At 46.8% G+C, this 7,592-nt stretch carries 8 protein-coding genes; 6 read left to right on the top strand and 2 right to left on the bottom strand.

All coding sequences use genetic code 11. The features are described from left to right. From B7X71_RS09860 to panB, 6 genes are all read left to right on the top strand, one after another. Positions 1 to 828: AI-2E family transporter (locus B7X71_RS09860; RefSeq protein ID WP_293600637.1), on the top strand; the 828-nt coding region annotated here is incomplete at its 5' end. Positions 829 to 840: 12 nt separating this feature from the next. Next, on the top strand, positions 841 to 1,599 hold the full coding sequence (hda, locus tag B7X71_RS09855) for a DnaA regulatory inactivator Hda (RefSeq protein WP_293598320.1): 759 nt from the start codon (positions 841 to 843) through the stop codon (positions 1,597 to 1,599). 19 nt (positions 1,600 to 1,618) lie between these two features. Next, a complete protein-coding gene (locus B7X71_RS09850; RefSeq protein WP_293598319.1) occupies positions 1,619 to 2,299 on the top strand; it encodes an HAD family hydrolase in 681 nt (226 codons plus the stop codon). Continuing rightward, on the top strand, positions 2,296 to 3,696 hold the full coding sequence (gene pcnB, locus B7X71_RS09845) for a polynucleotide adenylyltransferase PcnB (RefSeq protein ID WP_293598318.1): 1,401 nt from the start codon (positions 2,296 to 2,298) through the stop codon (positions 3,694 to 3,696). The genes B7X71_RS09850 and pcnB overlap by 4 nt, the downstream gene beginning before the upstream one ends. Before the next feature lie 71 nt (positions 3,697 to 3,767). Further along, the gene (gene folK / locus B7X71_RS09840) at positions 3,768 to 4,295 is read left to right on the top strand and encodes a 2-amino-4-hydroxy-6-hydroxymethyldihydropteridine diphosphokinase (protein WP_215386634.1); all 528 of its coding nucleotides are present in this window, start codon (positions 3,768 to 3,770) and stop codon (positions 4,293 to 4,295) included. A gap of 17 nt (positions 4,296 to 4,312) precedes the next feature. Next, entirely contained in the window at positions 4,313 to 5,128 is an 816-nt protein-coding gene (gene panB, locus B7X71_RS09835; RefSeq protein WP_293600636.1) for a 3-methyl-2-oxobutanoate hydroxymethyltransferase, read from the top strand. A 14-nt stretch (positions 5,129 to 5,142) separates the two neighbouring features. Here panB and dnaJ read toward each other — a convergent pair whose 3' ends face one another. Continuing rightward, positions 5,143 to 6,273 carry a molecular chaperone DnaJ gene (gene dnaJ, locus B7X71_RS09830; protein WP_215301927.1) on the bottom strand — a complete coding sequence of 377 codons (1,131 nt, stop codon included), beginning with the start codon at positions 6,271 to 6,273 and terminating at the stop codon, positions 5,143 to 5,145. Between the two features lie 98 nt (positions 6,274 to 6,371). Then, positions 6,372 to 7,592 (bottom strand): Hsp70 family protein (locus tag B7X71_RS09825; protein WP_293600635.1); only part of this gene is annotated, 1,221 nt, incomplete at its 5' end.

Here is a 7,592-nt window from a genome sequence, read left to right as displayed (position 1 = left end):
ATAACCCTCCTCAAAACCGAGATTCCCCTCATTAGAGCCCAATTCCCAGACTGGATCCAAAACACGCAAGCCTGGCTTGGACCCAAGTTGAGTGAATTAAATATCAATGTGGATTGGAGCACCCTGAAATCCAGTGCGACCCAAAAAATTACGACTCACCTGAATGACAATTCCGATGCGCTAATGACATCCACCTTAGAGACTGTGCTGATGTCTGGCAGCTCAGTAATTACTGGGTTCGTGAATGCGGTTCTCATCCTGTTTGTGATGTTTTATCTACTCATCGACTGGGATCATTTTTTTAAGCTAGTTAAAAAAATCGTACCTCTTCGCGCACAAGATACGGTTCATCATTTGATCATGCATGCTGATGGTCTGTTATCTCAATATCTTAGAGGCATGCTAATCGTTATCTCCATCATGTCTGTTTTTTATAGCGTTGGGTTAACTCTAGTGGGGATTAAAGGCGCTGTAGCATTTGGTGTCTTCACTGCACTCATGATTGTGATCCCCTATATCGGTATCACCTTAGGCTTCAGCTTAGCCATCCTTGCAGCCCTTTTACAATTCGGTCCTGGTGGTGCAATCATTGGCGTCTTGGTGATATACGGACTTGGGCAATTTATTGAAGGCTTCTTTCTTACGCCGCGCCTGGTAGGCGAGCGAATTGGTTTGCATCCAGTTGCCGTTCTTTTTGCATTGTTACTATTCGGCAAATTATTCGGCTTCTTTGGCGTGCTTTTAGCATTACCAACGAGCGCAGTCGGCTTAGTTCTACTCCAATACGGCTGGTCACGCTATACCCAAAGCTCTTGGTATCAAAAGTAAATTTCTGCAGTAATGAATAAGCCTTCACTACCAAAGCAATTTGCGCTCGACATCAGTCATGCGCCCAAACCCAGTTTAAATAATTTTTTAGCTGGAGAAAATCTAGCGCTGCACTCTGCTTTAGTAGCCTTAGCTAAATCCTGGGAGGCGAATGCTCCAAGATTGGCTAGCGAGAATCCCTTGAATCAACGCTGGATCTATTGGTGGGGATCCGAGGGTTCTGGTCGCACCCATTTACTCAGTGCCGTCGGCAACGCAGCTCAGTACTTAGGCTTGGAATACTTCCCCCTTACGCCTAAGGAACCGATTTCCTGGGTTCGCCTTGAGGAAAATCTACCCTCCCTCTGCGCTAGTGATGCACCCTCTGTCATTACTGTTGATGATGTGGATCGACTTGATGAGCGCTTGGTAGCCTCTTTATTTCGTATTCTGAATGCCATTCAAAGCAGCAAAGCGGTGCATATTTTCATGGCTGGCAATGCTGCTCCAGGGGCACTAAAGCTTAGAGAAGACCTTCGCACCCGCCTGGGATGGGGTTTGATCTTTCAAACTCACCTTTTGGGAGATGATGAGAAAATGGAGGCCTTACAACAAGCGGCGCAAGCGCGCGGCTTAGTTTTATCGCCAGATGTTTTGCCTTGGTTATTAAATCGCTTTTATCGCGACATGCCTAACCTCATGGCCTTGATTGATGCTTTGGATGCTTATTCACTTGAAACAAAACGTGCTGTTACCTTGCCTCTCGTAAGAGAGCTGTTGCAGCAAAAATAAATTAATTCATATTCAATTCGTGACCCAATTAGCCCTGTTCGACCTAGATCACACATTACTCCCCTGCGATAGCGATTACGAATGGGGCCAGTTCTTGGCACGTATCGGCGTGGTGGATAGTAAATACTACGCACAGCAAAACGAACGCTTCTATCAAGATTACAAGGATGGAAAACTCAACATCCAAGAATTCCTTCGCTTTGCATTAAAGCCGCTCTCAGAACATTCTCGCGCGCAACTCAAAGAATGGCATGACGCTTTTATGCACGAAGTAATTACTGGTCAACTTCGTCAAGAGGCGATTGATCTTGTGAAGCGCCACCAAGATGCTGGCGATCTTTGCTGCGTTGTCACTGCAACCAATAGCTTTGTTACTAGACCCATTGTTGAGAGTTTTGGCATAGAACATCTTGTGGCCACTGAACCTGCCACCGTGGATGACAACCCTTTCACCGATTTCACGGGTGAAGTCAAAGGTATTCCGAGTTTCCGAGAGGGCAAAATTCAACGAGTACACGATTGGCTTGCCACTCAAAATCACGCATTGGATCAGTTGCCACAAAGTTATTTTTATTCGGACTCAATGAATGATTTACCTCTCCTGGAAAAAGTCAGCAATCCTGTTGCCACCAATCCAGATACCCGCCTGCGTGAAGAAGCCACGAAACGCCACTGGCCCATACTTGAACTGTTTGCATGATTACCAAATTTATTAAACGTATTTTGCGTCGTGACCCTATGGTCAGACACACTGCCGCCCATACCTCCGGCGCCCCCAAGAGAATTCCAAAAAAATCTCACCGCATTAATCCAGATTTACTCTCCAAAAATGCAGTGAAAGTAACTCAGACATTGCAACAAGCCGGCTATGAGGCTTTTATCGTTGGTGGCGCAGTGAGAGACTTAGCGCTAGGCATTGGGCCTAAAGATTTTGATGTAGCAACCAATGCCACACCAGATCAAGTACAAAAGCTATTTCGTAAAGCACGTCTCATTGGTCGTCGCTTCCAAATTGTTCACGTCACTTTCTTTGGCAAAGGTCAACCGGAAATTATTGAGGTATCTACCTTCAGAGCCTTATTGGAGAACGCTGGCGAGCATGTAGCGGAAAATGGCCGCATTCTACGTGACAACGTTTGGGGTAGCCAACACGAGGATGCTGCTCGGAGAGATTTCAGCATCAACGCAATGTACTATGACCCCGCTACCGAGACTGTCCTCGACTATCACGGCGGCATGGCCGATATGCAGAAGAAAACTTTACGCATGATTGGTGATCCCGCCAAACGCTATCGCGAAGATCCCATTCGAATGCTGCGTGCAATTCGTTTTGCCGCCAAAACAGGCTTTACTTTGGATGCAGCGACAAGCGCACCTATCGCCAAATTGGGTAAGTTGATTCATGATGTTCCATCAGCCCGCCTATTCGACGAAATCCTTAAACTACTGATGTCGGGTTATTCATGGGCCGCAATTCAAGGCTTGAAGGATGCAGGATTGCATCACGGTCTTTTACCTTTGCTGGATCACATCCTGGATCAGAGTGCAGCCTCTAAAGAGGCGAATGATTTTGTACGTATTGCTCTTGCCAATACCGACCAACGTATTCAATCAGGCAAAAGTGTTTCAGCAGGCTTCTTATTTGCCACCTTACTTTGGCCAGACTTGCTGAACAATTGGAAAAAGAATATCGCTAAGGGGATTTCTAACATCCCCGCATTGCATGATGCAATGGATGAGACGATTGCGAGCCAAAGTAGCGGCATGGTGATCCAGCGTCGCTTCGAAAGCGATATGAGAGAAATCTGGTCTATGCAGCCTCGTTTTGAAAAGCGTGTTGGACGCTACCCTTATCGCCTCATTGAATCCCCACGCTTTAGAGCGGGTTATGATTTTATGCTGTTGCGTTGCGCTACCGGCGAGAAAAGTCCATCCTTAGGTCAATGGTGGACCGACTTCATTGCCACCGACCCGGCAGGGCAGGAAGCCTTGATGGCCAGCGTCAAGAATGAGGCTAGCAATAGCGCCTCCCCTGCAAAACGACGCCGCCGCAGAAAACCTAAAGCCACTATCCAAACTGAAGCTTCACCAGACTAAGCAGACTTAAGAAAAATTCAGTAAAGTAGGCTCGGTAATCTCCTATAGTTTTTCTCTTGTTTGGGATGAGCATGGCTCGAGCTTTTATTGGATTTGGTGGCAATATCGGTGACACACGTCAACTTATTACTGACGCGATTGTGTGCCTCGCGCAGCGTTGCGAACTTCAAATTGTTGCCAAAAGCTGCTTCTATCAAAGCGCGCCATTTCAAGCTACTGGCGGAGACTACATCAATGCAGTCATTGAAATAGAAACGCAATTAAGCCCTTACGGCTTACTACACGTCTGCCAAGCAGTTGAACAAGAATTTGGCCGTGAGCGTCCTTACACCAATGCACCTCGCACAATTGATCTGGATATTCTGGCATTTGAGGGCGTCTCCCAAACGGATACCGAACTCACTATTCCGCACCCCAAAATCATTGAGCGCTCTTTTGTTCTCCTGCCTTTACTGGAGATTGCTCCGGATTTCTTTTTACCCAACTGGGGTGAACTCAAGGCTTATCTCCCCAATGTAGCCGATCAGCGGATCGAAAAACTCCCTTGCCGCAACTGTAATTGTGCTGAAAAAGACGTTTATAGCCAATCAGCGCATTAATTCATTAAACTCACGCCATGGGTTACTTACAAGGCGAAAAGCCAATCACGATCTCTAAACTCCTCTCCATGCGTGTTGAGGGTGAAAAAATTTCTATGCTGACAGCATACGATTCCACCATGTCAGCCTTATTAAATCGCTGCGGGGTGGATACCATCCTGATTGGGGATTCACTAGGTAATGTGATTCAAGGTCACTCAAGTACTACCCCTGTAACGGTTGAGCAAGTGGCGTATCACACCGAATGTGTAGCTCGTGCTAACACCCATGCATTCGTGATTGCAGATCTTCCTTTTGCTAGTTATGGTGATCCGGTTCAAGCCTTGGATTCAGCTGCAGAACTCATGCGGGCTGGTGCAGATATGGTGAAGCTTGAGGGTGGTGATTGGCAAATCGACATCATTCAATATTTAGTGGAACGTAGCGTTCCTGTTTGTGCTCACTTGGGACTTCTGCCTCAGTCTGTTCATATCTTGGGTGGCTATAAGGTTCAAGGTAAGTCAAAAGATGCTGCAAGCTTAATGCTCGAACAAGCGATTGCTTGCGAGCAAGCGGGCGCGCAAATGATTGTGCTCGAAGCAATCCCCTCCTCATTAGGAAAGCTGATTACTGAATCGCTTTCCATTCCTACAATTGGAATTGGCGCAGGTGCAGATTGCTCCGGACAAGTGTTGGTATTGCAAGATATGTTGGGCATCAGCCCTGGAAAACCACCAAAGTTTGTAAAAAACTTTTTGGATGATCATGCCTCAATTGAGGCCGCAGTCAAAGCCTATGTTCGAGAAGTGAAATCCGGAAAATTTCCTGGACCCGAACACGGCTTTGCTGGATAAGCTTTAATAACTAGCTAACTAAAAAAACTCTTCACGCCATCAAACCAACCCTTTTGATGAGGGTTATGTTTGTCACCACCTGATTTCAGGCTGTCATCAAAGTTCTGCAGTAATTTTTTCTGCTCTTCAGTTAACTTCACCGGCGTCTCAACGGCAACGTGAACGAAAAGATCGCCCACCATCGTAGAGCGCAAACCTTTAATTCCCTTGTTACGCAAACGGAATGTTTTTCCAGTTTGCGTTCCTTCAGGAATCGGAAACTCGACGCGGCCCGAAAGCGTTGGCACTTCAATATCGCCACCAATCGTTGCAGTAGCAAAAGAGATTGGCATCTGAACATGCAAATCACTACCGTCACGCTCAAATACCTTATGGGGTTTTACTCTGACTTCAACATAGAGATCACCAGATGGTCCGCCGTTCACACCTGGCTCGCCGTTACCAACTGAGCGCACGCGCATACCGTCATCAATACCCGCAGGAATTTTGATTTCAAGTGTTTTTTGTTCTTTGTGTTTACCGCTACCATGGCAAGTCTTACATGGCTTCGGAATGTACTCGCCTGTACCGCGGCACTTAGGGCAAGTTTGTTGCATTGAGAAGAAGCCTTGCTGAACGCGAACTTGGCCATGGCCATCGCAAGTAGTGCATCTCTCAGCCTTACTTCCAGGCTCAGCGCCTGTGCCGTGACATGGCTTGCAGTCACTCCAGCTTGGCACCCGAATTTGTGTGGTGTAACCCTCAGCAGCTTGCTCGAGAGTAATCTCCATGTTGTAACGTAAATCGGCGCCCTTATAAACCTGAGGTCCAGACTGACGTCCACCACCTTGGCCGAAGATATCACCAAAGATATCACCGAAGGCATCTGCAAAACCACCGCCACCGAAACCACCACCGCCAAAGCCACTGGACTGATCAACGCCTGCATGACCGTATTGATCATAAGCAGCACGCTTGTTCGGATCTGTCAGCGTTTCGTACGCTTCTTTGACTTCTTTAAATTGCGCTTCCGCTGTTTTGCTATCGGGATTGCGATCAGGGTGATGCTTCATCGCCATTTTCCGATAAGCCTTTTTTAGCTCCTCATCGCTGGCACCTTTCGCAACACCAAGCACTTCGTAATAATCGCGTTTACTTTTAGGCACAAAATTCCTCTCAACAACCTGAATGACACAAGTCGGCTCGAGGCCGACTTGTTATTGAAGTACTTCTAAACTACGTTAAATGGCTCTCAATGAAGGGATTACTTCTTATCATCCACTTCTTTGAAATCCGCATCTACTACGTCAGCATCTGGAGCAGCTGCTTGCGCACCACCAGGAGCTGCGCCAGGTGCAGCGCCACCAGCTTTAGCTTGTTCAGCAGCCATGGCCTTTTCGCCCAACTTCTGACTTGCTTTACCCAAAGCTTCAGTCTTAGCTTCAATGGCAGCTTTATCACTACCCTTGATGGCCTCATCCAATTCTTTTAAGGCAGCTTCGATTGCTTCTTTCTCAGAAGCCTCTAGAGCAGAACCATGCTCTTCCAAAGCTTTCTTAGTTGAATGCGCCAAAGCATCTGCAGTGTTACGCGCTGTGACTAATTCCAATGCTTTTTTATCCTCATCAGCATTCGCTTCAGCATCTTTCACCATGCGTTGAATTTCTTCTTCAGTCAAACCAGAGTTTGCCTTGATGGTGATTTTGTTCTCTTTACCAGTCGTTTTGTCTTTTGCAGCTACGTGCAAAATACCATTGGCATCGATATCAAAAGTCACTTCAATTTGTGGCATACCGCGTTGCGCTGGAGCAATACCTTCCAAATTAAATTCACCGAGCAATTTGTTGGCCGCAGCCATCTCACGCTCACCCTGGAAGCACTTAATAGTTACCGCAGGTTGGTTGTCTTCTGCTGTAGAGTAAACCTGTGAATGCTTAGTAGGAATAGTTGTGTTCTTCGGAATCATCTTGGTCATTACGCCGCCCAAGGTTTCGATACCCAGTGACAACGGGGTAACGTCCAAGAGCAATACGTCTTTACGATCGCCAGACAATACGGAGCCCTGAATCGCAGCACCAACAGCAACAGCTTCGTCTGGGTTCACGTCTTTACGTGGCTCTTTACCAAAAATCTCTTTTACCTTGTCTTGCACAGCAGGCATACGAGTCTGACCACCAACCAAAATCACGTCGTCGATATCGCCAACGTTTACGCCAGCATCTTTGATTGCTGTTAAGCAAGGGCCAGCAGTACGGTTGATCAACTCTTCTACCAAAGACTCCAACTTAGCGCGAGTCAGTTTCAAGTTCAAATGCTTAGGACCGCCTGCATCAGCAGTTACATATGGCAAATTGATTTCTGTTTGTTGTGCAGATGACAATTCGATCTTGGCTTTTTCAGCAGCGTCTTTCAAACGTTGCAATGCCAATACGTCTTTACTCAAATCTACGCCTTGCTCTTTCTTGAACTCAGCAATGATCCAATC

Source organism: Polynucleobacter sp. 39-46-10 (genome assembly GCF_002282275.1).
Note: the sequence above shows the minus strand (reverse complement) of the source record. Positions and strands in the feature narration are given on the sequence as shown.